Source organism: Mycolicibacterium iranicum, assembly GCF_002101705.1.
Classification (GTDB): Bacteria; Actinomycetota; Actinomycetes; order Mycobacteriales; family Mycobacteriaceae; genus Mycobacterium; species Mycobacterium iranicum.
In genome coordinates this window covers 226,118-250,345 of sequence record NZ_LQPC01000019.1, presented here as the reverse complement: position 1 = coordinate 250,345, position 24,228 = coordinate 226,118, and the positions used below count along the sequence as shown (strand labels likewise).

Sequence of the window (24,228 nt, the reverse complement as noted above, 5' to 3'; positions counted from 1 at the left end):
GGAGATGTAAATTCGTTGCGGATTCGCTTGCGCGTAACCGCGGGATCCGCGAAGGTTTATTGACAGCCGGGGGGCAGTAATGAGGAGGATGCGCTCTGACCCGCGCACGCACGACCGCTGACGCACCGACGGGACAGCACGGCGCCACTCGAGCCAAGGGTGGTCCCGTCATCGAGATCGACCACGTGACGAAGCGCTTCGGCGATTACGTCGCCGTCGCCGACGCCGATTTCTCGATCGCCTCCGGCGAGTTCTTCTCGATGCTCGGCCCCTCAGGATGCGGCAAGACCACGACCTTGCGGATGATCGCCGGCTTCGAAACGCCGACCGAAGGCGCCATCCGCCTCGAAGGCGCGGACGTCTCTCGGACGCCGCCGAACAAGCGCAACGTCAATACGGTATTTCAGCACTACGCCCTGTTTCCGCACATGACGGTGTGGGACAACGTGGCCTACGGCCCCCGCAGCAGAAAGCTGGACAAGGGCGAGACCCGCAAGCGCGTCGACGAACTTCTCGAGATCGTCCGCCTGACCGACTTCGCCGAACGCAAGCCCGCCCAACTCTCCGGCGGACAGCAGCAGCGCGTCGCGCTGGCTCGTGCGCTGGTGAACTACCCCAGCGCCCTGCTGCTCGACGAACCGCTCGGCGCGCTCGATCTCAAGCTGCGCCACGTCATGCAGTTCGAACTCAAGCGCATCCAGCGTGAGGTCGGGATCACGTTCATCTACGTGACCCACGACCAGGAGGAAGCGTTGACGATGAGCGATCGCATCGCCGTCATGAACGCAGGCAACGTCGAGCAGATCGGCAGCCCCACCGAGATCTACGACCGGCCGGCGACGGTTTTCGTCGCGAGCTTCATCGGCCAGGCCAACCTCTGGGCAGGTCGTCAGACCGGACGTGCCAACCGTGACTTCGTCGAGATCGACGTGCTCGGATCGACATTGAAGGCGCGCGCCGGTGAGACCACGATCGAACCGGGCGGGCACGCCACCTTGATGGTGCGACCCGAGCGCATACGGGTGACTCCGTCGTCGCAGGACGTTCCACCCGGCGACGTCGCGGGCGTGCCCGCCAAGGTCGTCGACCTGACGTTCCAGGGCCCCGTCGTGCGGCTCTCGCTCGCTGCGCCCGACGAGTCGACGGTCATCGCCCATGTGGGGCCTGAACAGGATCTGCCGCTGCTGCGCCCCGGCGACGAGGTGTTCGTCAGCTGGAGTCCCGATGCGTCGCTGGTGCTGCCCGGCGACGACATACCGACAACCGAAGATCTCGAAGAAATGCTCGACGACTCCTGACCTGCCCTGCTGGGGCCGCACGCCCCGCGCGACCCAACCCCCTCCCCGGAGCTGACGAAAGGTCTGCATCGCCATGTCCCCTGAGTTCAATCCCCAACAGTTGGCCCGGATGGCCGCCAGCCGCACGTCCCGTCGGCGCTTCCTCGGTGGCAGCGCCGCGGCAGCCGCCGGCCTTACGCTCGGCTCGTCGTTCCTGGCGGCCTGCGGCTCGGGTAGCGAATCGTCAAGCAGCAGCTCCGAGGACAGCGGTCCCGCGAGCGGCACGCTGCGGATCTCGAACTGGCCCCTCTACATGGCCGACGGCTTCATCGCCGCATTCCAGACGGCGTCAGGGATCACGGTCGACTACAAGGAAGACTTCAACGACAACGAGCAGTGGTTCGCGAAGGTCAAAGAGCCGCTGGCGCGCAAGCAGGACATCGGTGCCGACCTGGCCGTACCCACCACCTTCCTCGCCGTTCGACTCAATCAGCTCGGCTGGCTCAACAAGATCAACAAAGACGCCGTCCCCAACATGAAGAACCTCCGCCCGGACCTCCTCGAGGCGAGTGTGGACCCGGGCCGGGAATTCAGCGCCCCCTACATGTCCGGCCTGGTCGGGCTAGCCTACAACCGAACGGCAACCGGCCGTGACATCAGAACCATCGACGACCTGTGGGACCCGGCGTTCAAGGGTCGTGTCAGCTTGTTCTCCGACGCCCAGGACGGCCTCGGCATGATCATGCTGTCCCAAGGCAACTCGCCGGAGAGCCCGACCACCGAGACGGTCCAGCAGGCGATCGATCTGGTTCGCGAGCAGAACGACGCCGGCCAGATCCGCCGCTTCACCGGCAACGACTATGCCGACGATCTGGCGGCCGGCAATATCGCTGTGGCGCAGGCCTATTCGGGTGACATCGTGCAGCTGCAGGCCGACAACCCGGACCTGCAGTTCGTGGTGCCGGAGTCAGGTGCGACCACGTTCGTCGACACCATGGTGATCCCGTACACGACGCAGAATCAGAAGGCCGCCGAATCGTGGATCGACTATGTCTACGATCGCGCGAACTACGCCAAGCTGGTGTCCTACGTGCAGTACATCCCCGTGCTGTCGGACATGACCGAGGAGCTGGAGAAGATCGATCCGGAGTCGGCCGGCAACCCGCTGATCAATCCGCCCGCCGACGTGTTGGCGAAGTCCAAGGGCTGGGCCCCGCTGACCGACGAGCAGACGCAGGAGTACAACACCGCGTACGCCGCCGTCACCGGCGGCTGACCGATGGCACTGCGCACGCGAGGAGCATAAATGGCAGGCGTTGCCTCCAGTAGCCGTCAGCGGAGCAAGATCGCCCCGTACCTGATGGTGCTGCCGGCGCTCGCGTACCTCGCGATCTTCTTCGTCGTACCGTTCTTCTCGCTGGCGCGCACCTCACTGTCGGAGACAGCGGGTTCGGTCTTCATGCCGACGCTGACGTTCGCGTGGGATTTCGGCAATTACGCCGAGGCGTTCACGCTCTACCGGGAACAGATTTTCCGGTCGTTCGGCTACGCGCTCGCAGCCACGGTGTTGTGCCTGGTGCTGGCTTTCCCACTCGCCTACGTCATCGCCTTCAAGGCCGGGCGCTTCAAGAACCTCATCCTCGGCCTGGTGATCCTGCCGTTCTTCGTGACGTTCCTGATTCGCACCATCGCGTGGAAGACGATCCTCGCCGACGAGGGCTGGGTGGTCACCGCGCTGGGCGCGATCGGGCTGCTTCCCGACGAAGGCAGGCTGCTGTCCACCAGTTGGGCGGTGATCGGCGGGCTGACCTACAACTGGATCATCTTCATGATCCTGCCGCTGTACGTCAGCCTGGAGAAGATCGATCCTCGCCTGCTCGAAGCGTCGAAGGACCTCTACTCGTCGACCCCACGTGCCTTCGGCAAGGTGATTCTGCCGCTGTCGATGCCCGGTGTGCTAGCGGGCAGCATGCTCGTATTCATCCCTGCTGTCGGCGATTTCATCAACGCCGACTATCTGGGTAGTACGCAGACGACGATGATCGGCAACGTCATCCAGAAACAGTTCCTCGTCGTGAAGGACTATCCGGCGGCGGCCGCACTCAGCCTCGGATTGATGGTGCTGATCCTGATCGGGGTGCTGCTCTACACCCGCGCGCTGGGCTCGGAGGACCTCGTATGACCACACAGGCCGGCGCCGCGATCGCCAGCGCCGCGCAACAGGATCCGGCACCGAACAAGGTTCGCAATCGGCGCAATGTTGGCGATGTTCTCCTGCGAATCGTGGCCGGCCTGGTGCTGCTGTATCTGTTCCTGCCGATCTTTGTGATCGTGCTGTTCTCCTTCAACAAACCCGCAGGCAAGTTCAATTACACCTGGCAGGGCTTCACGCTTGAGAACTGGCTCGACCCGTTCAAGTACCCGCCACTCACCGACGCGCTCAAGCTGAGCCTCAACGTCGCGGCGGTGTCGACAGCGGTCGCGATTGTGCTCGGCACGCTGGTCGCGATCGCATTGGTCCGGCAGCGGTGGCGGGGCCAGAGAGCGGTCGACACATTCCTGGTGCTTCCACTGACCGCACCAGAGGTCGTCATGGGCGCGGCACTGCTGACGTTGTTTCTGGACTTCGAGCAGCCGGCCGGCTATGTCACGATCCTGTTGTCCCACATCGCCTTCGAGGTCAGCTTCATCGCGATGACAGTGCGGGCCCGGGTACGCGGTTTCGACTGGACGCTGGAGGACGCGTCACTGGATCTCGGCGCGGGTCCGGCTCGGACATTCTTCAAGGTCACCCTGCCGCTCATCGTGCCGGGAATCGTCGCCGCGGCGATGTTGTCATTCGCGCTGTCGCTGGACGACTTCATCATCACCTACTTCGTCAGCGGCTCGGAGGTCACCTATCCGCTGTATGTCAACGCGGCGGTGAAGGCGGCGGTGCCGCCGCAAATCAATGTGCTCGCGACCGCAATCCTCGTGGTCAGCCTCATCCTTCTCGCCGCGGGAACCCTGTGGCGGCGCAAGAAGTTCGACGGCTGACGCCGAAACTGAAACCTTGCAGTGCGCCACTCGATGTTTCGCTGCGAGGATTCAGTCTCGGCGGGCGCGCAGTCAGTTAAGCGTCACCGCCACGGTGACGTGCCCTTTCGCGTCGCGGTGAGCGACGGCATGCCCCGTGCGGTCGGCGCCGTCGAAGTTCATCAGCGTCAGCGGACCGCCTTCGCTGGTGAAGTTGCGCCACCACATCTTCGACTCCGGAGCCATGACGCGGATGAGGACGCCCTCTGGCGTGCGCTTGTAATAGATGGGTGTCTGGAATGTCCGGCCCGACCGTCTGCCCTCATACCGGATCTCGACCATGCCCCGGCGCACCAGCGGACCGACGACGGGAGCGTCGATGAGCCGGGCCACCGCCGAGTTGACGAGATCCACTGCGCGGGTTCCGTAAAGTCCGCTCGCCATGCGGTCTACGTTAGCCCCGGACATCACCACTAGCCCACCTCGAGCGGCACCGGGGCGGCTCTGGCGCCGGTGCGCGCGGCGCCGACTCCGGCAGCCACGACCAGGCAGATACCGACGATGCCCAACGGGCCGGGCACCTGATGCAGCACCACGAAGCCGAGCAGCATCGCAAAGCCCGGTTCCAGCGCCATCAAGGTCCCGAACGCAGCGGTGGTGAGCCGCCGAAGAGCCAGCAGTTCCAGCGCGAAGGGCACTACCGGCAGAAGTACGGCCAGCCCGAGACCGATCAGCAGAATGTGCGGAGTCAGGTGCCCGACGACCCCGGGACCGACGACAATGGTCGCAAAAAGTCCGGCGACGGGCATCGAGACGGCCAGACCGGTGATCCCCGTGACCTGGTCGCCGACCTTCTGGGTGAGCAGAATGTACCCACCCCAGCACGCCGCAGCGGCGAGCGCGTAGGCGACGCCGACGGGATCCACGGCACCACTCCAGGGTTCGGTGAGCATCACCACGCCTACCGCGGCGATCCCCGGCCACACCCATCGGCCCTGACCGCGGCCGCGGGCGACCGCCACAGCGAGCGGGCCGAGGAACTCCAGCGCGCTCGCCGTCCCCAGCGGAATGCGATCCAGCGCGGCCATGAACAACATCGTGATCCCCGCGGTCACGATGCCAAGAAGGACGCACATCAGAAAGCTTCTGCGGGTGAACGCCGTTCGACGGGGACGAACAATGATCAGAAACAGGATTCCCGCCCATGCCAATCGCAGCCATGCCACGCCTTCGACGCCGACGTCCTCGATCAGGGTGACGGCGATCGCGAGCCCGAGCTGCACGCTGATCATCGACCCGACCGCCATGAGGGCACCCGTACGGCCGTGAGTCGTCTCCATGTCTGCATTGAACGGGATACGAACCGTTGCGGTCCACCTCATTTTCCACGACATACCGTTCATAAATCGTGAACGATTGTCGCGCCGCCCCTGCCCTTCCCGCCCCTAGGACCCTAAGTCGGGCAACACTTCCCACTCCCGGGACACCGACGCAGTCCACCGCGGGCTACGGCGCTCGAGGAATGCGGCCACGCCCTCGCGTGCATCGGCGCTGCCCATCACGCGTCGATGCGCCTCGGTTTCCAGTCGCGCGACCTGCCGCGGCCGGTACCCGTTTGTCATCGTGTCCCACAGCAGGCGCTTGCTCAGCGCCGCGGACATCGGCGCGACATTGATCGCGATGTCGCGGGCAACCGACATCGCATCGTCCAACACCTCGGCGGCAGGGACTGTGCGCGTGGCGATCCCCATCGCGAGTGCCTCCGCACCGTCGAACGTGCGGCCCGTCAACAACAGATCCGCGGCCACCGTGCCGCCGGCAAGGTGCGGCAGCGTCCAGTGCGACATGCAGTCCCCGATAACGCCCCGCCGGGATTGCGCGACAGCGTATTTGGCGTCGGTGGCCATGATCCTGATATCGGCCTGCAGTGCGATGGTCAACCCGATGCCGATCGCGTGGCCGTTCACCGCCGCGACCACCGGGGTGCGGAGCTCGAACGCCGCAGGGTCGGTGGGCGACGCTGTGAACGAATCGGTGGTGGACGCGAACGCACTGGCAGACGCCGAGAAATCCGCCCCGGCACAGAAGGCGTCTCCTGCGCCGGTCACCACGATCACCCGTACCTCGTCGTCGTCGTCGCAGTCGCGGTAGGCAGCGTTGAGCAGTGCGCCCATCTCGCCGGTGTAGGCGTTTCGCCGCTGCGGACTGTTCAGCGTGAGCACCGCGACACCGTCGCCGACAGAGACGGTCAGGTCGGTCATGTGGCGAACTTACCGACCGCGCACCGTCCGCCTGGGGACAATTCCTCCATGGACACCCGCCGTCTGGAACTGCTCCTCGCGCTGTCGCGGCTCGGCTCGATGCGCGCAGTGGCCGACGAGCATCACCTCACCACGTCGACGGTGTCCCAGCAGATCGCGGCCCTGGCGCGCGACACCGGCGCGCAGTTGATCGAGCCGGAAGGCCGCCGGGTGCGCCTGACCCCTGCGGGCAGGCGGCTCGCCGACCACGCCGTCACGATCCTGGCCGCCGTCGACAGTGCCCGGCTTGATCTCGATCCGGACGCCGAACCGGCCGGTACCGTGCGCGTCGGCGGCTTCGCCACGGGCATCCGCGTCTCGCTGCTGCCCATCATCGCTGACCTGCGGATCCGCTACCCGAACGTCGATGTAGTGATCAGCGAATACGAACCCATGGAGGCGTTCACGCTGCTGGTCAGCGACGACCTCGACCTGGCGCTGACCTATGACTACAACCTTGCCCCGGCCTCGCCGGCCGCGAGCCTTGAGCCCACGCCGCTGTGGTCGATCGGGTGGGGCGTCGGAGTGCCGTCGGGCACGCCCGCCGAGTCCGATCTCAGGGCCTTCGCGGAGTCGACGTGGATCGTCAACTCGCGCAACACTGCTGACGAAACTGCGGTGCGCACGCTGGCGTCGCTGGCAGGGTTCAGTCCGACAATCGCCCATCAGATTGACAGCCTCGATCTGGTCGAGGACCTCATCGTGGGCGGGTTCGGCGTCGGTCTGCTGCCCTTGGGTAGGCCGACGGGTCCCGGGGTCAGCATCCTGCCCCTGCGGAATCCGGAGGTGATGCTGACCGCCTATGCCGTGACGCGGACCGGGCGTTCAGCGTGGTCACCGCTGCGCGCGATCCTCGACCGGATGCGTCCACCGCCGGGAGACTTGCAACGCCCTCAGTGGCCACGCCCGGAGGCGAGCCGCTGAGACTGCTCTCGCGCAGAGGCCGCGTCGGCCCAGTGTTGCCGAAAAGGCTCTGCACGTGCGCTGACGTGGGGTTTGCAGCCGAGTAACCGGGGGAACACAGGCCCCATGTTGATCCGACGTGTTGCGCGCCCCATGCTGTCTGCAGTGTTCATCTCGCGGGGTGTCGAGGCCCTGCGCAGCCCCAAACCAGCGACAGATGCCACCCGGCAGACTCTCGAGGGACTGAGCAAGTTGCCCGACCCTGTCGGCACCAACGTGCCGTCCAACGCCGAGACCGTCGCGAAGGTCACCGCCGCCGTCCAGATCGGCGGCGGTCTCCTGCTGGCTACGGGTCGACTTCCCCGCGTCGCCTCAGCGGCCTTGGCGCTGTCAGTCGTGCCCAGTTCGCTTGGCGGCCATGCCTTCTGGAACGAAGTAGACCCGCAGCGCAAGACCGACGAGCGCCGGGCGTTCATCACCGACATCAGCTTGATCGGCGGCCTGATCATCGCGGCCGTCGACACCGAGGGCAAACCGTCGCTCGGGTGGCGGGGGCGCCGTGCGGCGCGGAAGGTGTCCGAAGCCGTCGCGTCGGCGTTGCCAGCCGGCGCGGCCGCGGGTGGATCCCTGACCGACAGCGCGTTCGCCGAGAAGGTCGGGCACGGCCTGCACGTCGGCGCCGAACGTGGGCGCGAACTCGCCCATGTGGCCGGCGAGCGGGGTTCCGAATTCGCCGAGGTCGCTCGCGACCGCGGCGGGAAGCTGGCCGAGATCGCCCGCGAGCGCGGTGGCGAGCTGGCCGAGATCGCACGGGAACGCGGCGGCGAGCTAGCCGAGATCGCCCGCGAACGCGGCGGCGAGTTCGCCGAACTGGCACGCGACCGTGGCGGTGACTTCGCCGAGCGGGCACGCGACCGCGCACCCGCCCTCGCTGAGGTTGCGCGCGATCGCAGCGCTGACTGGGCTGATGTTGCCCGCAGCCGCGCGGAATTGGCGCTCGACCGTGCTGCCGACTTGGCTGACACGGCAGGCAAAGAAGCCAAGCGCGTGAGCAAGGAAGCGAAGAAGCAGGCCAAGCGGCAGAAGCGCCGCGTCAGCTGACGTCGCGCCGAGGGCGACCCGCTCGCATCACCAGACGGGGCGCCATCGGCTGTCAGCCACGCGGCGCGTAGCTGAAGTCGATGTTGGCCCCGTCGACGGTGGTGACTGTCACGATAAATGCGGCGCTCTCCGGGCCGGCGGTCACCGCACAATCGACCGTGTTGCCCGGTTTGCCCTCCAGGTTTCCCGAGCACGACGCCGAGTCCGGCCGTCGTCCGAGGTGACGAGTCAGATCGCCGAGCAGTGAGGCCTCCACCTCGCTCTTCGTCAAGATCGGGACGAGATCGAAGTTCATCATCAGCCCCTCGACGCTCGTCACCTCGGCTGTGCGCCGCAACGTCGCCCCGTCGGCGGTGACGTCGCACTGTGCGGACTCCCCCATCACCCCGAGCAGTCCGTCCAGGCATGCCACCCGCGCGGCGGACGGGCCTCCGGCCTCCTCGACGAGACGGACCACCGCCCGTTCGAGTTGTTCCTCGGACAACGCCGGCACCAGCTCGTAGTCGATGCTGTCGCCGTTGACGCTGGTGACGGTGACGATGGGTTCGAAACTGTTGGTGGGGCTCATCACGACGTCGCACCGCGCCGTCTGGCCGACCTCACCGACGAGGGGGTCCCGGCACGACACCGATTGCGGATCGTTGCCCGCCTCGGCGAAGCGGGCGGCGATGTCCGACTGCAGGTCCGCGGTGGCCACTGCCGGGATGCCCGCGGAGCCGGTGGGGCCGCAACCGGTCGCCGACGCGGTCATCGCTGCGAGCACGGCCAGTTGGGCGGCGACCTTCCTCATGTGTGCAGTCCTGTCACAGGTCGGAAGTTTGCAGCACCCTAGCAGACCGCGGCGGGGGTGGTGATTAACTGCCAAGGTGCCCAGACCTTCATCGCTTGCCCGCCGTCTGCACGACCGCATCGAACCCCTGCACGCCGTCACATACTTTGCGCCGGAAGCGAGATCTGCGCTCGATGCGTTGGGCTATCGCGGCTTCTGGATGGGGTACTTCGCCGCCCGGTCGGCCCCGCTCGGAACGGTGACCGCCGACGTCGTGACGGCGGCGTTCTACAACTTTGCCCCGACGCGCGTGGCCAAGGCTCTGCCCGCCGCCTGGGAAGTCGCACCGCCCGCCGCCGCGCTCAAAGCCCGCGAAGAATCGGCCGTCGCAGCCCTCACCCGGTGCGGAGTCACCGAGGACGAAGCAACCGTCGTCGCCGAGCTCTTGGCCAAAGCGACTGAGAATCTCGAGGTGGGAGGGCGCGTCCTTTTTGCCGCCAACCAAGGCCTGCCCTGGCCGAAGGAACCGGTGGCCCGGCTGTGGCACGCCGCCACGCTGCTGCGTGAACACCGGGGCGACGGCCACGTCGCGGTGCTCACCGCGCACGGCGTTTCGGGGCGCGAATGCAACGTCCTGCATGCGGCGGCGGGCAAGGTGCCCGCGGAGATGATCATGCGGTCGCGAGATTATGACGAGGCGCAGTGGTCGCACCTGCAGGGACACCTGCAGCGGCGGGGTGTGCTCGACGCCGCCGGCGAATTGACCGCTGCGGGCCGCGATCTCAAAGCCGAGATCGAGGACCGCACTGACGCGGTGGCGCTGCCGGCTCTTGCGGCCCTCGACGACGACGAGGTCGAGACATTGTTCCAAGCGCTGACACCGATCACGCGGAAGGTCGTGGCTGCGGGTGACGTACCTGCGGGTACCCCGATGGGGCTCAACCGCGACGATCTCGACGACGGCAGCGCCCACCTGGGCTGAGGATCAGCGCGGTGCGTACATGATCAGGCCGACACCGACCAGGCACACCGCCGCGCCCGCCACGTCCCAGCGGTCCGGCCGGAAGCCGTCGGCGACCATGCCCCAGATCAGCGATCCGGCGACGAACACGCCACCGTAGGCGGCCAGGACGCGGCCGAAGTGCGCGTCGGGCTGGAAGGCCGCGACGAAACCGTAGGCGCCGAGCGCGATGATCCCCGCGCCGATCCACAGCCACCCGCGGTGTTCGCGTAAGCCCTGCCAGACCAGCCAGGCACCGCCGATCTCCAGGACGGCGGCGAGAATGAACAGCAGGACGGACTTCATGACCACGCTCCCACCTTGCCGCGAGCGAGCACAAAATGCCCGCTGCATGCGGCGTGTCGGCGTACAGACCCGCGCGGTCGCGGAGCCGAGTCAGTGGTGGACGCTGGTGGTCGACGTGTGACAGGCGTCCGGCGGTGTCCCGACCACATCGAGGGCGGGGTTGCGATCGAAGAAGCCAAAAGGCTTGAGCCAGAACGACACCACGTCGACCGGCATCACCGGCCAGTCCTCGGCACGGGTGATGTGGTGGATGCCGAACACATACCACAGCACGACATCGGTGTTCTCGATCGGACGGTCGGCGGCCGTCCAGAGGGACAGTCCGGCGTCGCGCACCGACTGGTTCACGAATTCCCCTGCGGGCCAACGCTCGTCGGGATGATTCGGCGTGACCCACAGTGTGTGGGCGATGACACCCGCGCGTTCCAGCACAGGTGAGCCGGGCTCGAACATGGGCGGGATCGCACCGCTGGGGACGAGCTTGTAGGCCGGGTGGGCGCCCAGTCCCGTCACCACGTTCGGATTGACCACCTTCCACGCTCGCTGCGTGCCGAAGTTAACGTCCTGCCTGGCCCCCCCCTCGGTGCGCAGCGGGGTGTTGCGGACCACCAGCGACAACCCGTGCGGATTGTCCGGGCCGATCGGCTCGGCGAACGACTCCGACATCACAACGGTGTTGCCGGAGCCGTCGATGTCCATGTCCAAGCGGGCGACCAGGAAGTGCTGGTGGAACGGCGCGTACGTGCGTTCGTCGACCAACGTGCCGTTGGGGTTCGGGGCGTCCGGAGGCAGCGGCGTGGTCACCATGATGCCGGTCGCACGGACCTCGCACTCGATGTTGCCGTCCTGATAAAGCCGCCAGTACACCAGGTATTCGTAGTTTGCGACGGTCACGTGGAACGAGATGGTGAGCCTTCGCATCCGGCGCACTTCGGCACCGATGTCGTGGTCGACGTGCTTCCAGAGCACGGCGTTGTCTTCCTCGTGGATGCAGATCGCGTTCGTGATCGTGTACGGCTCGCCCTTGCTGTTGTGCAGCACCGCGTCCAGATACCGGATCTCGCCGAGGCAGTCGCAGCCCAGCTCGAGCGAGGTCGTCATGAAGCCGAGGCCCCATTCGCCGATGTCGAATGCGGTGCGGCGGTAGTGATCCGGCGACGGGTCCCGATAGGGCACGATCATCTCCGCGAACGACATGCGGTGTGCGATCGAGCGTTCGCGGTCACCGTCGCGGTAGCGCACCGTGTGCAGCGTCATCCCCTCGCGGTGGTTGAAACCCACTCGCAGAGACCAGTTCTGCCATCGCAGAAGGTTGCCGTCGAGGGTGAACGAGGGGCCCTCGGGCTGCGTGATGTGGAGTGGTGTGATGCGTTCCCGGGTCGAGGCGTTGAGGATTCGCTCCGGAATGTGGGCAGGAACGTATTCGCCCATCACTTCCGGAGTCGGCTGGCCGCCGGCGAACGGCCCCTCGTCCTCAATCCTCAACAGTTGCATCGCATTGAGGTCGATGACGCAATGCAGGCCGCTGATCAGCCTCGCGTAGGGGTTCGCTCCGGGCGCGGCCTTGACCCAGCTGTCCGACCAGCCGATGCGGCGATCCCGATATTCCGGCGGAGCCACCGCGTCGCCGTAGGTCCAGGTGTCGAAGAACACCAGATCCATGTCGGTGACGCCGCGACTGCGCAGCGCGGCGATGACATCGGGGTGGGCACGAAGCATCTGATCGCATTCCGCGAACTCGTCGACGGTGAAGTTGGCCTGCACGCCGGGGACATGGTCGAACGTCTCGACGCGCCCCTCGGTCAGCGACACCACGCTCTTGTAGGTGGCGTTGGCCGATCGGTCGAAACAGGTCACCTCGGCGCGGCGCGGCGGCGGGGGTCCACCGTCCTCGAAGGCCACCAGGTCAGCTTTGGACGGCTCGATCATCTCGATGGCGGCGAAGCGCCATCCTGACGCCGATCCGGGTGCGCCGGAAGCGGGCTCGACTCCTTGGTCGCGACGCAGGATCGCGGCCACGGCCACGAATTCGTCAGCGGTCAGCGGGTCGAGGGGATGCCGAACCGCGGGGGATGAATCACGGGACGCAGACACCCACCAACGCAATCACATCCGGGGTGTCCCGGCATGCCGAATCGCACAAGTCGACCGCCTCAGCGGGTGGCGAGAAAGAACCGTTCCCAGGCCAGCCGCCGCTCCGAATGCGGGTCCAGCTCGACGCGTCTGCGCCGGTCGAGGACCAGGACCGCCCGTTCATCGCTGGTGTACAGCGGCCAGTCGTGGCCGGGGGCACCGCGGTCTGCGAACGACAACCACCGCTTCTGAACGTCGTCGGTGACTTTGCGCGCGCTGCGCGAATCGACACCTGCAGCCAGCAGCCTGCCGAACTTCGACCGGTACACATCGAACACGGCGAGGAGTTCGGTCGCGTGGGTGGCACCCATCCCGGCCAGTCGCAGCGCGGCGGTCGCGTAGTCGTAGCGGTACACATAGGTGGGCGCGTACGCCGAATGCGCCTGGGCCATCTGCCACACCGCGGAGCCGAAAATGAAGTCCCCGCCGAACTGCACACACGCAGATGTGCCGGGATACCCTGGATACGCCGATAGAATGCTCTGGCGCGCATCGGGTTCCATATGTTTGAGCAGCCGCTCGATAGCTGGCTCGCTGGTCGGCAGCAACTTGAGGAAACGGGTGAAAAGCCGGCCTTCGTCGGCGTTGGTCCCGATGATGAGCGGCACCCGGTGGGCAGTGCCGGAGCGCATCGACTGGACGGGATCTTCCGGCAGGAACTCGGTTCCGAAGGTGGGCCCGATTGCGAACGCGCCCAAGAGGTCTCGCTGACCCTCGACGACGAGACGGTCCAGCGCATCGACCAGATCGGCCGGTCGCGCCGTCAGGAGCGCACGCGCGCCGTCGCTCTCCGACGCCCCTAGCTGGCGCGCAAATCGTGCCGCATAGTCCTGGGCGATTTCGGCATCGCTGATCATTCCGCTCGCGGGACTTTGCGAAATAGCCCGCGCGAAAAGGCCTTTCGCTTCCGGAGTGGCCATCAGCGTGGTGACGGCGTGGGCTCCGGCGCTTTCGCCGAAGATGGTGACGTTGTTAGGGTCGCCACCGAACGCCGCGATGTTGTCTTGCACCCAGCGCAGCGCCATCACCAGGTCACGCAGGAAAAGATTGTCGTCGATGGTGATCTCGGGTGTCGACAGCGACGACAGCTCAAGGCAACCCAGCGCTCCGAGCCGGTAGTTCACCGAAACGTACACACACCCTTTGCGGGCCAACGATGCGCCGTCGTAGATGGGCGTTGCCGAGCTGCCCAGCAGGTAACCACCGCCGTGGATGAAGACCATGACAGGCAACGATTCGTCCGACCGCGCCTCGGCGTCCTCGGGCGCGACGACGTTGAGCGTCAGGCAGTCCTCACTGGTCGGCTGATACCGGCCCGGCGCCAGAAGGGTATACATCCGCTGCTGAGGCGCGCAGTAGCCGTATCCGTGGCAGTGACGCACTCCCCGCCACGGTTGGACCGGCTGGGGTGCCCGAAACCGCAAAGAACCCACGGGAGGTTTGGCGTACGGAATGGCCCGCCAGCGATTGACGCCGTCGCGGGTGAAGCCTTCGACGGTGCCCGTGGCGGTCTTCACACGGACGGTGTGTTCATGCATTCTGCCGACGGTATCGAACCTTGGCCCGGCCTGCCTGATCATCGGATCCGTGTCCACTCGCTAACCTGGCCGAATGCGCCTGGCTGCTGTGATCGCGATGAGCGCCCTGGTGGCGGCCTGTTCCCAATCGGTGGGCGGCCAGGCCGAGTCGTCCCAGCCGCCCGCCCCGACACCCACGACAGTCCCGTCACCTGCGACGAACCCGACATCGACGGCGCCGTCAAACGTGCCGGAAGCACCTGCTGCGAACGCCCCGATCGGCGACGTGATCGGCTGGATCGAGGCGGGCACGCCGGTGGATGAGGGCGAATTCCACGTCGCGTTCCGTGACGGGGTGACCACGCGCCTGGGCGATGACATCGCTTTCGTTGCCCCGTCGGGATCCTCCTACAGCACCACCCAGTGCATCACCGGGGCTGCAAACGGGGCACTGACGTGCCTACTGGACCTCACGTCCCCCCCACCGCCCCCCGCGCAGGCCGAGGGGGTGTGGAAGCCAGGCTGGATCGAATTCTCCGGTACCAGGCTCGCGGTCGGGGCGCTGCGTGGCGATCCGGGGCCGTTCGTCAACGGCACAGGCACCGAGCTGGCGCCCGGCCAGTCGCTGACCTTCGGCGACACCCGCTGCCGCAGCGACGCCTCAGGGCTGTACTGCGTCAACTACGCCCACCGCGCGGCGGCGCGGATCGCCTCAGATGGGGTGCTGCCGTTCGGATGCCTGGCCGAGGTACCGCCGCCTCCAGAGTCGGCGGCGCTGTACAGCTGCTGAGCACGGCTACTCAGCGGCGTCCTGACGGGCTTTGGCCCTTGCCTTGGCGGGATAGGTCAACGTCATCCCTGTAGCACCGACGATTACGACGACCGGGATGACGGCCTTGGTCAGGTGAACCGTCGCCGGCGCCATCACCGCCAGATAACCCAGGACCGCGATCAGCGCGAAAACCAGCGCCCACATCAGCGTCAGCACCTGATTGGTGCGGCGAAAGGCGGCCTCCTCCCAGTCCTGACGTGCCGCGGTGGGAGGAGCGTACTGGGCGGTGAACGGCTCGAAGGCCAACGAACCCAATGCCATCACCGCGAGCACTCCGCTGGAGAGCGCCGTCGCGTACGTGTCCATCCAGTCGCGGTCCTCGGCCCCGAGAATCAGTCCGGCAACGGTCACGCCCGTGAAGAACAGCACGGTGACGATGTCGAGTAGCCGTACCCCTGCGAAGCCTGCCGACATTCCCATGATCAGCGCCGCGATGACCGCGCAAATTGCGCCGAACATCCAGGTGCTCGGGCCGTCGGCCACTACCCAGTAGATGATCCACGGGACGAATCCGATGAACGGACTGCGTTCGAACCATTCGTCCACGAGGTCAGAGATACCAGAGTGAGGCCGTCAGGCAACACCTCGGCGCGCCAGGATCGGCCTGCACACGCGCAGCCGCGGGGTCGGTGGGACGCGTCACGGTGAGGCGACATGACGTCCCGCCGACCCGGCGGCAAGGGTGTGACTCTGCGTGAGACGGCGCAGGTTCGGTCAGTTCAAGCGGAAGGTGCCGGTGACCAGGGTCGGCGACACGCTGACTCCGTTGATCGTCGCGCGTGGATTGGCACCCGGCGGAAACTCGATCGGACCTGCCGGGCTCAGTTTGCGCTTGTTGCGGACGTCGTTGCGGACGTCGAAATCGCTGAGCTCGTCGAGGTTGAAGACATCGAAGTTGCGGTCGCCCTCCTGGAAACCGCTGAACTGCACGCCGACCGCGGACCGGTCGGGACGCACCACCCATGAGGCCCGCACGCCGTCGGACTCGGCGGTGTACATGCCGGCCACGCCGGAGACCGACGCGGCGCTGAAGGTGTATTCGACGCCGTTCATCGTCACTTCCCCGGTGACATCGGTGCCGTCGAAGTCGGCGGTGAGGGTGTCACGAAAGCGGGACTTGAGATCGATGGCGCCGTCGGTCTGATTGCCGAAGAACCATGCCTCGTCGTCGGTTCCGTTGCAGGCGTAGGCCGCGACGGAGGACCCGTCGACACTGATGCCGATGGTCATCGTCTTGCCGTCGGCGGCGGTCATGTCGGCCATGTAGCGGGCCGATGCAGGGAACGGGGCCGCGGTGGAGGTCTCGGGCGCGGGCTGCGACGGCGACGTCGCCTCGGCGGTGTTCGAAGAGCTCGAGCACGCCGACAAAGTCCCAAAGGCGATGAGCGCGCTGACCCCGGCGAGCAGTGTGCGGGTGTGTTTTCTCATGTCCTCAGCATGGTCGGCAGCCGGACCGCGTACATGAAGATTGTGTGGAGATCACGTGGAGATCTGGGCGGCCGGCGGTCAGGCGGCGGCGAGGAAGGCCTGCACTTCGTCACAAAAGACCCGCCAGGCCGGCTCCGGTCCGGTGAGCAGATGGTTGTTGCTCGACAGAGCGACCAGCCGGGAGTCCGGGATCAGGGCCGCGAGCTCCTCGCCGTAACGCATCGGCACCCTGTGGTCGTCGCGCGAGTGCAGGATCAGCGTCGGGCATTGCACCTGGGTGCAAAGGTCTCGGACATCGATGCGGGCGAATTCCTCCAGAAAGTGCACGGCGTTTTCCGGTGAGGTCGTGCGGCGTTGCAGCTGGTCAAACGCGGCCCAGTCCGCTCGTGTCCCGTCCGGCAGGAACTGCGCCGCGAAGACCTGACGAAAAGCCGGATCGTCACGTCCCCAGCCCACCCTGGCGAGGTCGAGATCCAATGCGGCAGCGCGCTTTTCATCCTCACTCAGGGCGCGCACGGCACGGCCCCGCGCGTAAGCGCCGCACAGCACCAGCTTGCTCACCTTGTCGGGATGGCGCGCCGCGTAAGCGACGGCCACCGCTCCCCCTTGTGACACCCCCAGCAGGGGGAAGCGTTCCAGCCCGAGCGCTTCGACAACCGACTCCAGATCGGTCACCCAGTCGTCGAAGGTGAAACCGTCGACCTCCCAGTCCGACAACCCGCAACCACGCTCGTCGTAGCGGATGAACTTGTGCCGCAACGACATATCGCGCACCCAATGCCGCCATACCGGGCTTTCGATGTCATAGCCAAGGTGGGTCATCCAGTTCGCAGCGCGCACCAGCGGCGGCCCGTCACCGGAGACCGCATAGGCAAGCCTGACCCCGTCGGCGGCTCGGGTGAACGCGATGTGCTGGCGCGGCACCTCCGGTTCGGGCTCTGCGTTCGGGGCGGCCACGGGCGCCTCGACGCGCAACCGGCCGACGAACTGGTAGCCGCGCCCTCGCACGGTGCGGATGTAGCGCTGCGATTCGCCGTCGTCGCCCAGGGCACGCCGCGCGGCCTTGATGCGACTTGTCAGCGCGGCCTCGCCGACGAATCGCCCGCCCCAGACGCTGTCGAAGAGTTCTTCTTTGGTGACGAAGCGTTCGTGGTTGCTCACCAGTTGGGTGAGCACGTCGAACACCTGCGGTTCGACCTTGATCACCGACTCACCGGAGCGAAGCTCGTAGCGGCCCGCGTCGAGCACGAATTCGTCGAAGCGCCACACCCGCGGAGGCGGGGTAATCGCAGGATCGGCGCTGGTCACGCGCTAAGGGTACCGGCGATCAGGCGCCGCGGTGGGGTCTAGCGCCAGCCGTCGGCGGCGCGCGCCGCCCTCATGACGGCGTCGCACAACTCGCGCAGTTCCGCGACGCCCGCACCTTCCTCCAGGGCCGTCGCCATGTCCTCGGCGGCGCATCGCACCTCATAGACGCGATCGGAGAGCACAGAGGCCTCTTCGGCCGACAGCACCACCGCGTCGGCAGGCACCGAAGTGCCCTTGACCAGGGCCCGCTGCTCGTACGCCCGCTGACGGCAGGACTGACGGCAGTATTGGCGGCGCCTCCCCATGCCGGCGTCGGCCACTTCCCGCCCGCACCACCGGCAGGTCGCAGGACGCCGACGGGTGGTGGTCGCGGGGCTCAGCGAGGTCACGAGCCCGACTGTAGACGGGACGAACTCGAAATCCCGGTATCATCGTCGGTCGAGTCGGGAACTCTACGCCGGGTATCTGCGTTGAACTTAGGTTGCCGATTCGCCTCCGGCGAAGTCCCGGAACAAGAGCACTAGCAGAGGAGTTGACGATGGCTGATCGTGTATTGAGGGGTAGCCGCCTCGGAGCTGTGAGCTACGAGACGGACCGCAACCACGACCTGGCGCCGCGTCAGGTCGCCCGCTATCGCACCGACAACGGCGAGGAATTCGACGTTCCGTTCGCCGACGATGCCGAGATCCCCGGCACGTGGCTGTGCCGCAACGGCCTGGAGGGCACGCTCGTCGAAGGTGACGTGCCGGAGCCCAAGAAGGTCAAGCCGCCGCGTACACACTGGGACATGCTGCTGGAGCGTCGCTCGATCGAGGAGCTCGAAGAACTGCTCAAGGAGCGCCTCGAGATCGTCAAGACGCGGCGCCGCGGCTAGCAACAGCCTCGACCGTGGGCCTCGTGCACGGTCGAGACGAACTTTCCGTACACAGGCCCCACGCTCGGGCGGCAACTGCGAAGGTCAGGCGTTTCCGCGCGCGCGGTCGATGCGTGCGCGGACGCCCCACTGCGCCACTTTGACGATGGCCTCCCTGATGGTCGACCCGTCCATCTTGGACACGCCGTGCTCGCGCTCGGTGAAGGTGATCGGCACCTCGACGACCCTGAACCCGGCGTTGATGGAGCGCCACGTGAGGTCCACCTGGAAGCCGTAGCCCTTCGAGTCGACGGCGGCGAGGTCGATCTTCTCGAGCACCTCCCGCCGGTAGGCCCGGTAGCCGGCGGTGATGTCGTGGATGTCCACCCCGAGCAGCAGTCGCGAGTACGTGTTCGCGGTGCGCGAGAGCACCAGGCGGCGCCGGGGCCAGTTGCGCACCCGACCTCCATCGACATAGCGCGACCCGATCACCAGGTCCGCTCCCGCGTCGATCTTGTCCAGGAGGCGGTACAGCTCCTCGGGCGCGTGGCTGCCGTCGGCGTCCATCTCCACCAGCACGGTGTACTGGCGGCTGAGTCCCCACGCAAAACCGGCGAGATACGCGGCGCCAAGCCCGTCCTTGGAGGTGCGATGCATGACGTGGACGCGGTCCGGGTCGGCCATCGCGAGTTCATCGGCCAGCTCACCGGTGCCGTCGGGGCTGCCGTCGTCGACGATCAGCACGTGTACGTCGGGCGCCGAGTCGTTGACCCTCGACACGATCGTCATCAGGTTGTCGCGCTCGTTGTACGTCGGGATGATGACGAGGGTTCGCGCACTGGGACGGTCAGCCGATTTGGCGCCGTCGTCGATGCCACCGGGGACGCTCATCTGGCTCCTTTGTCGTCGTCGGCGGTCGATCGTCGACCCCTCAGTCTTGCGGGCACGAATGCACCATTGTGCAGCATGGCCCAGAGAAGTCCCGAAACGCCGAGGGCGACCAGCGCCCCCTCGACGTAGGGTCCGAATCGTGTGGCCGGCGTCATAGTGGTCTTCAACCGGACCTGTTGATCCAGGTAAGCCGGCTCGAACCACCCGGTCCTCGTGATCTCGTGACCGTCGGGCGCGATCACCGCGCTGATACCTGTGGTTCCCGCCACTACGACGTAGCGGTCATGCTCGACGGCCCGCAACTTACCGAACGTCAATTGCTGCTCGCTCATCGCCTGGTTGAAGGTGGCGTTGTTGCTGGGCACCGCGAGCAGTTGTGCGCCGTTGCGCACCGATTCGCGTGCCGCGCGGTCGAAGATGACCTCCCAGCAGGTGGTGATGCCGACCGGCACACCCGCCGCCTGCACGACACCGTCGCCGTCACCGGGGACGAAGAAGCCCGCCCGGTCGGCATAGGACGACAGCTTGCTGAAGAAGCTGCGCCACGGAAGGTACTCGCCGAACGGCTGCACGATGCGCTTGTCGTGGCGGTCCGACGGGCCGGTCTCCGGGTTCCAGACGAGAACGGTGTTGTTCGACACCGGATTGCTTCGGCTGTAACCCGGCGCCGCCACCACCCCGCCGACCAGAATAGGGGCGTTGATGGAGTCAGCCGCCTTCGAAATCTCCTGCGCTGCATCGGCATTGGCGATCGGATCGATATCGGAGGAATTCTCCGGCCACACCACCAGCATCGGTTGGGGCGCCCGGCCCGCCCGCACGTCGTCGGCGAGCCGCAGCGTTTCGCGCACGTGATTGTCCAGGACGGCCCGCCGCTGAGCGTTGAAGTCCAGGCCGAGACGAGGCACGTTGCCCTGCACGGCGGCGACGGTGACCGGCGGTTCGTCACCCGCTCCGACGCCGGCCTGACGCACGTGGGGCCAGGCCAGGGTCGACCCGAGCAGTACGGCTGCGATGGAAAGGCCGGGCAGCACGACCGACGGTGGGGTGTCGGCGCGCGCTGCCGCGTCACGGCGCCACCAGGTGATGATCTCGACGACGAGGGCCGCAAAGCTGAATGAGACGAGCACCAGCGCAAAGGACACGAGGGGGGCGCCGCCGACGTAGGCCAAAGGCAGCAGCGGGCTTTCGGTCTGTGAGAACCCGACGACGCCCCACGGAAATCCGCCGAACGGGACCGTCGATTTCAGCCACTCCTGCGCCGACCACAGTCCTGCGAACCACAGCGGCCAGCCGGGCAGTCGCCGTACCGCGACCGCGGCCAGCCCGAACAGCGCAGGGAAGAGCGCTTCGACGAAGCTCAGCGCCAGCCAGGGCACGGGCCCGACCAGACCGCTGATCCACGGCAGCAGCGGTATGTAGAAGACCAGGCCGAACACCAGACCGTATCCGGCGCCACCGGCCAGCGATCGGGCGCCGCGGGTCAGCACCCAGCCGAGCAACGCGAACGCGACAATCGCCGCGAACCACCAGCCGAACGGCGGGAAGCTCGCGCACAGTGCGAGCCCGGCCACAATCGAGACCGAAAGAGCAGGCAGCCGGTCCACGATCTTCGGGCCAACCTTCTGGCCGAACTGCCGCAACCTGCTCTCGGCGGCTGTCTCAGCCATGGATGACAGCACCCCGGTGCACGGTCTGCCGACACCTCGGGAGGCTGTCACCGAGTGCGGGCAGCACCGGCACCCGGGACCGCGAGTCGGTGGACCACCGCTGGACCGCGTCGGCCGGAGCGTTGACCTCGAAATCGTCGGCGTCCCACACCGCGTAGGTGGCGGGCGCGCCAGGGACCAATGTGCCCATCAGACCGTCCCGCACGCCACCGGCACGCCAGGCGCCTCTGGTGGCCGCCGCGAATGCCGCGCGCGCCGAGATGGCGCTACCAGGGGTTTGGTGACGAGTCGCCGCGCGCACCGCGGCCCACGGATTCATGTCGGTGACCGGGCTGTCGGAGCCGAAGGCGAGTGGCACGCCTTGGGATGCTAACAGCGCGAAAGGGTTCAACCCCGCGGCGCGGGCGACGCCGAGACGCTGTGCGTACATGCCGGTCTCCCCACCCCACAACGCGTCGAAATTGGGTTGCATGCTGGCGATCACGCCCCAACTTCCCAGCCGTGCGGCCTGCTCGTCGGTGACCATCTCCAGGTGTTCGAGACGGTGACCGCAGCGCGCAACCGCCGCGACACCGAACCGGTCGACGACTGTTTCCAGCGCCGACACCACCGCGGTGACGGCAGCGTCCCCGATGACGTGGAACCCGGCGGTGACGCCCGCTTCGGTGCACGCGCTCAGGTGCGCGGTGACCGCGCCGACATCCAGGTAGGTGTTTCCGGTGGGCGCCGGGCACCCGTCGGCGAGGTCGGTGTAGGGCTCGTGCAGCCACGCGGTGCGTGACCCGATGGCCCCGTCGACGAACAGATCGCCCGCGAGTCCGCGGGCCTGTGTCTCCGCGACCCGCTCGACCGCCTCGGCAGCGGTCGTGACGTGTTCACCCCAGTAACCGACCACCTCGACGCCGTGCTCGTGGGCGCGCAATTCCAGCCAATCGTCCAGCCCGCCGATCTCGGGGCCCGCGCATTCGTGGACCGCCGCGATCCCGAGCGCCGCCGCGGCGTCGAGGGCCGCGGTCCTGGCCTCGGTACGCTGGCGCGCTGTGAGTCGCTCGCGCGCCGCGCGGCGGACCTTGTGGTGGGCGTCGGCCGTCAGCGGCACCTGGTCGCCGACGTCGGCAATTCGGCGCAACGCCGTCGACGCCGCCGCCGAGTGCACGTCGACGCGGGCCAGGTAGGCGATCCGGTCGCCGACGGCGGCGTCGACATCGGCGGTGGTGGGCGCCGACCGCTCGGGCCAGCCGGATTCGTCCCACCCGTGCCCCCAGATGACCGAGTCGGGATGTTTTCTGGCGTATGACGCCACCATGTCGAGGCAGTGCCGCAGCGACGTTGCGCCGCGTAGGTCGAGGCCGGTCAACATCAAACCCGTTGCGGTGGTGTGCACGTGGCTGTCGACGAAGGCCGGCGCGACGAACCCGCCGTCGAGGTCGGTGATGACGGCATCGGGATACTGGGCCCGCCCGACGTCGTCGCTGCCCAGCCACGCGACAGTCCCGTCGCGTACGGCCATCGCCGTCGCATCCGGCATGGCCGGGCTGTGCACTCGACCGTTGAGCAGGAGATGGGTGCCGGTCACTCCGGCAGGTGACGCTGTTCGATGGCGGGCCGGATGTCGACGCCGTCGCGGTCGTCGCGGACGTCGATCACCTCACCGTCGACGTACTCACCGCGGCCCCTGTAGCCGGCTCGACCTGCCGCTGCTGAGCCGACGGTGCCCACGCCGACGATCAGCGGGGCGCGGCGACCCGCCATCGCGGTGATGACGGGCCGCGCGGCGGCACGGGTGGGTGGCAGCAGAAGCAGCGCACCGAGTACGGAACTGGCCACACCGGGAATCACGACGAGAACCGTACCGAGCGCCACGAGCACGCTGTCGGTGACCGCTCCTTGCGCCTCGGCCAAGGTGAGTCCGGAGCGCAGTCGGCGGACGTGGCGACGCAGCTGGGAGCCGGCCAGCGCGAGACCCAGCAGGAACGCGCCGGCAACGAGCAGGAGCGTCCAGCCGAAACCGATCGTCGACACCAGCGCCACCAGAACAGCCAGCTCGACCACCACATAGACCAGGAACAGCCTCATCGCCATAGTGTGCCAACGAGCGGGCAGCGGTGGAGGTTCCTAGGAGGGTAGGGGTTTCACCTCGATCGCCGCGTGCACTTTGTCGACGCCGCCACGCACGATGGCCTGGGGAATCCACCACCAGGCGTGCCACCAGTAGCGCCTGGTCACCATGTCGAACACTCGCCGGGTCTCGGACTTGGGCAGATTTCGTGCCACCGCTTCGACCGGTTCGCCCTTGACTTTTCCGAGGACGCCGCACTTCTGGATGGTCACCCGCGGGGTGTTCTTGATCCGCTTCGTCTTCCAGGACCCATCATCAGTGCTGATCAACAGCTTGCCCTCATGCGGGACGCCCCACACCGGGGTCGGTTTGGGCCGCCCGTCTTTGGTGAACGTGGTCAGCAGCAGATACTTCTCGCGGTAGACGTCCTCGAACGTCGGACCCTTTGCAGCCTGGTCGGTCACAGCCTGTTTAGTTAACCGGTTTGATCTCGATCGAAACGTTCTTCTCCATGCCGCCCCGCAGCTTGGAGAAGAAGTTGAAGGTCTTGCCCAGCAGCCCGTACCGCTTACCCAGCGCGTCGTAGGTCTTCGCGTTCATGGATTTCGGCAGGATCGACGCCGTCGCCTCGACCGCCTCGCCTTTGGGCTTGCCGCCCCGATCGCATTCGGCGATGGTGACCCGCGGAGTGTTGCGAATCCGCTTCACCTTCCAGGACTTCTCCTGGGTGATGGCGATCAGCGCCTCCCCGGCCGGCGCGGCCCAGATCGCGGTCGGCTTGGGCCTGCCGTCCTTGGTGAACGTGGTCAGCAGGATGTACTCGGACTTGGCGACGTCGGCAAAGGTCACAGACATGCCGCCAGGGT

At 67.0% G+C, this 24,228-nt stretch carries 26 protein-coding genes; 9 read left to right on the top strand and 17 right to left on the bottom strand.

What is annotated here, in order from left to right:
- Positions 1–185: 185 nt before the first annotated feature.
- The 4 genes from AWC12_RS04810 to AWC12_RS04795 all read left to right on the top strand — a co-directional run bounded on the left by AWC12_RS04810 (position 186) and on the right by AWC12_RS04795 (position 4,313).
- Positions 186–1,298 (top strand): ABC transporter ATP-binding protein, encoded by a 1,113-nt coding sequence (locus tag AWC12_RS04810; protein WP_085172621.1) that lies wholly within the window; start codon positions 186–188, stop codon positions 1,296–1,298.
- A 73-nt stretch (positions 1,299–1,371) separates the two neighbouring features.
- Entirely contained in the window at positions 1,372–2,553 is a 1,182-nt protein-coding gene (locus tag AWC12_RS04805; RefSeq protein ID WP_024445863.1) for a polyamine ABC transporter substrate-binding protein, read from the top strand.
- A gap of 30 nt (positions 2,554–2,583) precedes the next feature.
- Positions 2,584–3,459, top strand: a complete 876-nt coding sequence (locus tag AWC12_RS04800; RefSeq protein WP_024445862.1) for an ABC transporter permease — start codon at positions 2,584–2,586, stop codon at positions 3,457–3,459.
- Positions 3,456–4,313, top strand: a complete 858-nt coding sequence (locus AWC12_RS04795; protein ID WP_085172619.1) for an ABC transporter permease — start codon at positions 3,456–3,458, stop codon at positions 4,311–4,313. The genes AWC12_RS04800 and AWC12_RS04795 overlap by 4 nt, the downstream gene beginning before the upstream one ends.
- A gap of 72 nt (positions 4,314–4,385) precedes the next feature.
- On the opposite strand, the gene AWC12_RS04790 is transcribed toward AWC12_RS04795, so the two are convergent.
- The 3 genes from AWC12_RS04790 to AWC12_RS04780 all read right to left on the bottom strand — a co-directional run bounded on the left by AWC12_RS04790 (position 4,386) and on the right by AWC12_RS04780 (position 6,553).
- Positions 4,386–4,736, bottom strand: a complete 351-nt coding sequence (locus AWC12_RS04790; protein WP_085172617.1) for a hypothetical protein — start codon at positions 4,734–4,736, stop codon at positions 4,386–4,388.
- Positions 4,737–4,765: 29 nt separating this feature from the next.
- Complete coding sequence (locus AWC12_RS04785; protein WP_085172615.1) at positions 4,766–5,632, bottom strand: EamA family transporter; 867 nt, start codon at positions 5,630–5,632, stop codon at positions 4,766–4,768.
- A 105-nt stretch (positions 5,633–5,737) separates the two neighbouring features.
- Entirely contained in the window at positions 5,738–6,553 is an 816-nt protein-coding gene (locus AWC12_RS04780; protein ID WP_085172613.1) for an enoyl-CoA hydratase/isomerase family protein, read from the bottom strand.
- Between the two features lie 48 nt (positions 6,554–6,601).
- Between AWC12_RS04780 and AWC12_RS04775 the strand changes: the two genes are divergently transcribed.
- Positions 6,602–7,516 (top strand): LysR family transcriptional regulator, encoded by a 915-nt coding sequence (locus AWC12_RS04775; RefSeq protein WP_085172611.1) that lies wholly within the window; start codon positions 6,602–6,604, stop codon positions 7,514–7,516.
- A gap of 105 nt (positions 7,517–7,621) precedes the next feature.
- Positions 7,622–8,596, top strand: a complete 975-nt coding sequence (locus tag AWC12_RS04770) for a DoxX family protein (protein WP_024445856.1) — start codon at positions 7,622–7,624, stop codon at positions 8,594–8,596.
- 52 nt (positions 8,597–8,648) lie between these two features.
- On the opposite strand, the gene AWC12_RS04765 is transcribed toward AWC12_RS04770, so the two are convergent.
- On the bottom strand, positions 8,649–9,386 hold the full coding sequence (locus AWC12_RS04765) for a DUF4333 domain-containing protein (RefSeq protein ID WP_024445855.1): 738 nt from the start codon (positions 9,384–9,386) through the stop codon (positions 8,649–8,651).
- Positions 9,387–9,462: 76 nt separating this feature from the next.
- On the opposite strand from AWC12_RS04765, the gene AWC12_RS04760 reads away from it, so the two are divergent.
- Complete coding sequence (locus AWC12_RS04760) at positions 9,463–10,347, top strand: SCO6745 family protein (RefSeq protein ID WP_024445854.1); 885 nt, start codon at positions 9,463–9,465, stop codon at positions 10,345–10,347.
- Positions 10,348–10,350: 3 nt separating this feature from the next.
- Here the strand turns inward: AWC12_RS04760 and AWC12_RS04755 are convergent, their stop codons facing one another.
- The 3 genes from AWC12_RS04755 to AWC12_RS04745 all read right to left on the bottom strand — a co-directional run bounded on the left by AWC12_RS04755 (position 10,351) and on the right by AWC12_RS04745 (position 14,342).
- On the bottom strand, positions 10,351–10,677 hold the full coding sequence (locus AWC12_RS04755; RefSeq protein WP_024445853.1) for a YnfA family protein: 327 nt from the start codon (positions 10,675–10,677) through the stop codon (positions 10,351–10,353).
- 84 nt (positions 10,678–10,761) lie between these two features.
- Positions 10,762–12,765, bottom strand: a complete 2,004-nt coding sequence (locus AWC12_RS04750; RefSeq protein ID WP_085172609.1) for a primary-amine oxidase — start codon at positions 12,763–12,765, stop codon at positions 10,762–10,764.
- A gap of 59 nt (positions 12,766–12,824) precedes the next feature.
- Complete coding sequence (locus tag AWC12_RS04745; RefSeq protein WP_024445851.1) at positions 12,825–14,342, bottom strand: carboxylesterase/lipase family protein; 1,518 nt, start codon at positions 14,340–14,342, stop codon at positions 12,825–12,827.
- A gap of 73 nt (positions 14,343–14,415) precedes the next feature.
- Between AWC12_RS04745 and AWC12_RS04740 the strand changes: the two genes are divergently transcribed.
- A complete protein-coding gene (locus AWC12_RS04740; RefSeq protein WP_024445850.1) occupies positions 14,416–15,111 on the top strand; it encodes a hypothetical protein in 696 nt (231 codons plus the stop codon).
- A 6-nt stretch (positions 15,112–15,117) separates the two neighbouring features.
- On the opposite strand, the gene AWC12_RS04735 is transcribed toward AWC12_RS04740, so the two are convergent.
- From AWC12_RS04735 to AWC12_RS04720, 4 genes are all read right to left on the bottom strand, one after another.
- A complete protein-coding gene (locus AWC12_RS04735; protein WP_024445849.1) occupies positions 15,118–15,699 on the bottom strand; it encodes a DUF3159 domain-containing protein in 582 nt (193 codons plus the stop codon).
- 168 nt (positions 15,700–15,867) lie between these two features.
- Entirely contained in the window at positions 15,868–16,581 is a 714-nt protein-coding gene (locus AWC12_RS04730; RefSeq protein WP_024445848.1) for a hypothetical protein, read from the bottom strand.
- A gap of 78 nt (positions 16,582–16,659) precedes the next feature.
- Complete coding sequence (locus AWC12_RS04725) at positions 16,660–17,889, bottom strand: alpha/beta hydrolase (RefSeq protein WP_024445847.1); 1,230 nt, start codon at positions 17,887–17,889, stop codon at positions 16,660–16,662.
- A gap of 38 nt (positions 17,890–17,927) precedes the next feature.
- On the bottom strand, positions 17,928–18,278 hold the full coding sequence (locus AWC12_RS04720) for a hypothetical protein (protein WP_024445846.1): 351 nt from the start codon (positions 18,276–18,278) through the stop codon (positions 17,928–17,930).
- 149 nt (positions 18,279–18,427) lie between these two features.
- On the opposite strand from AWC12_RS04720, the gene AWC12_RS04715 reads away from it, so the two are divergent.
- Positions 18,428–18,763 carry an RNA polymerase-binding protein RbpA gene (locus AWC12_RS04715; protein WP_024445845.1) on the top strand — a complete coding sequence of 112 codons (336 nt, stop codon included), beginning with the start codon at positions 18,428–18,430 and terminating at the stop codon, positions 18,761–18,763.
- 84 nt (positions 18,764–18,847) lie between these two features.
- Here AWC12_RS04715 and AWC12_RS04710 read toward each other — a convergent pair whose 3' ends face one another.
- The 6 genes from AWC12_RS04710 to AWC12_RS04685 are packed head-to-tail and all read right to left on the bottom strand — an operon-like array spanning position 18,848 to position 24,217.
- Positions 18,848–19,633, bottom strand: a complete 786-nt coding sequence (locus tag AWC12_RS04710) for a polyprenol monophosphomannose synthase (RefSeq protein ID WP_024445844.1) — start codon at positions 19,631–19,633, stop codon at positions 18,848–18,850.
- Positions 19,630–21,303, bottom strand: coding sequence for an apolipoprotein N-acyltransferase (lnt, locus tag AWC12_RS04705; RefSeq protein ID WP_024445843.1), 1,674 nt, complete (start codon positions 21,301–21,303; stop codon positions 19,630–19,632). The genes AWC12_RS04710 and lnt overlap by 4 nt, the downstream gene beginning before the upstream one ends.
- Complete coding sequence (locus AWC12_RS04700) at positions 21,296–22,831, bottom strand: amidohydrolase (protein ID WP_051226603.1); 1,536 nt, start codon at positions 22,829–22,831, stop codon at positions 21,296–21,298. Before AWC12_RS04700 ends, lnt begins: the two co-directional genes overlap by 8 nt.
- 44 nt (positions 22,832–22,875) lie before the next feature.
- Positions 22,876–23,385 (bottom strand): FxsA family protein, encoded by a 510-nt coding sequence (locus tag AWC12_RS04695; RefSeq protein ID WP_024445841.1) that lies wholly within the window; start codon positions 23,383–23,385, stop codon positions 22,876–22,878.
- A gap of 33 nt (positions 23,386–23,418) precedes the next feature.
- Positions 23,419–23,826, bottom strand: a complete 408-nt coding sequence (locus AWC12_RS04690; RefSeq protein WP_085172607.1) for a PPOX class F420-dependent oxidoreductase — start codon at positions 23,824–23,826, stop codon at positions 23,419–23,421.
- Positions 23,827–23,833: 7 nt separating this feature from the next.
- Positions 23,834–24,217, bottom strand: a complete 384-nt coding sequence (locus AWC12_RS04685; protein WP_024445839.1) for a PPOX class F420-dependent oxidoreductase — start codon at positions 24,215–24,217, stop codon at positions 23,834–23,836.
- Positions 24,218–24,228: the final 11 nt, after the last annotated feature.